The sequence below is a fragment of the Pseudomonas sp. TWI923 genome, assembly GCF_039673365.1.
Lineage (GTDB): Bacteria > Pseudomonadota > Gammaproteobacteria > Pseudomonadales > Pseudomonadaceae > Aquipseudomonas > Aquipseudomonas sichuanensis.
Genome location: NZ_JBDJLM010000167.1, coordinates 1 through 1,934, shown reverse-complemented (window position 1 = coordinate 1,934; position 1,934 = coordinate 1). Strand labels below are relative to the sequence as shown.

Sequence of the window (1,934 nt, the reverse complement as noted above, 5' to 3'; positions counted from 1 at the left end):
TCGCTGCATTCCAACGCCTTCAACTTCATGGGCTATCTGCAAGGCGGTGTCGACCCGCGCACGGGCCAGTACACGGTTTCCATCAGCCTGCTCGAGGCCAAGGTCAATGCTCTGCAAGGCCCCGACCTGCCCCTGGCGCTGTTCTTCAGCCCCCTCAACCCGTTCGACTCCGGTTACGGGCTCGGCTGGAACCTGCAGCTGTCGCAGTACGACACCGCCACCCAGGTCGTCTCGGCGCACAGCGGCGGCAGCTTCCGCCGCACCGGCTCGGAGGGCAGCCGGTTATTGATGCGCGAGCAGAAAATCGATGACTTCCGGCTTTTCGACGAGGGTGGCGGTAACTACCGCCTGGTACACCGCTCGGGCCTGGTAGAACGCCTGGTCAAGCAGCCCGGCAGTGATCTGGCCCTGCCGCAAGAGGTCTATGGTGACAAAGGCCACGTGCTCAAGCTTGAATACCTGCAGTTCAGGGACAAAGACAACAAGATCCACCCCCGTCTGGCGCTGATCAAGGATCACAACGACAAGGTCGTGCTGCGAATCGACCGCCAGACCGATGGCCTCGACATCCACCTCAACCCCAACGACAGCGGCAACGCCAAGGCCACCTACCATCTGCAGCTGGACGCCCTCAAGCGCGTGAGCCGCGTGGTGCTGCCCACCACGGAGGCGGCGTCCTGGCGTTACCAGTATGAGGAGATCGAAAAATTACACGTCATCAAGGAAGTGGATACGCCCATCGGCGCCAATGAGGTCATCACCCACAGCCGCGTTGCCAGCGATCATCATCGCGTCCCCGACCAAGCCGGGGGCGGTTTCCTGCCCCGGGTCTTGCGGCATGTCATCAAACCCAGCAGTGGGCAGCACGACACCTTGACCATGGTCTATGCCTACGCGCTGAGCAAGGGCGCTGGATACAGGGCGGGCAATAACTTCCTGGGCGCCAATCTGAGCCACAGCAAGCCGGACTATGGCCTGGACTACCTGTTCAGTTCGGTGGGTACCTACGCCTACGGCTCGACCGAGACACGCACAAAGCAGGGCGAGGAGCACAAGGTCGAGCGCGAGTACAACCGTTTCCACCTGCTGGTCCGCGAGGAGACCACGCACACCGACACCAATACCCAGGTCACCTCCACCGAAATGACTGAAACGGCGTATTACAGCAACGGCGGTTATTTCCATGAGGACCCTGCCTATTGCCAGTTGCCGGGGATCACCACGCGCACCTGGAAGCGCAACTCCGGCATGCCTTACCTCGAAGGGGACATCCGCCAGTACAAGCCTGACGGCAACTTGCAGAGCGAGGCTCAGGTGCATGGCGATCCACGCATCGACAAGCCGGTGCTTGGCCTGACCACGGCCTACGAGTGGCATCCGACCGGCGGCGAGGGCGCCGATCCGCGCGACCCCAACTACTTCACGCCACGCCTGAAACGCACCGCACGCATTCCCGACCCTACCGCCGCGCACAAGGATGCGCCGACGCTGTACCAGCACTACAGCTACGAGAAGGCCGCTGCGCTGCCCGGTAACGGGCCGAAATCCTGGCACCGGATCAAGCGCGAGGTGCTGTCGCTGAGTGAGACCGAATCGGGCGATGGGGTACAGGCGACCGATTACGCCTATTTCGATACGCCCTCCCAGCCCCAGACCCATGGCAGGTTAGAGTCCGAAACCGTCACCCTCAACGGCAAGCCCACCGTCACCGCCTACTGCTATGACTGCGAGGAGGCACCGGGCAAGCGCGTCAGCGCACCGCGGGTTCTCCCGGCGCACGTCAAGGCGCTGCAAGGCAGGATCAAGCCTCTGCAGCGCAAGTTGCTCGATGACGAGCCAGTGCTGACGACCTTCCAGACCGTGACCGGCTGGGACCACAAGGACGGCGGCAGCCCGGAGGAGTCACGGCAGAAGACCATGACCTTGACCCATTC

Annotated in this window: 1 pseudogene; it reads left to right on the top strand. The window is 62.8% G+C overall.

Annotated elements, in window-relative coordinates:
• A pseudogene (locus ABE459_RS25930) lies at window positions 1-1,934 on the top strand (hypothetical protein); the annotation flags it as partial.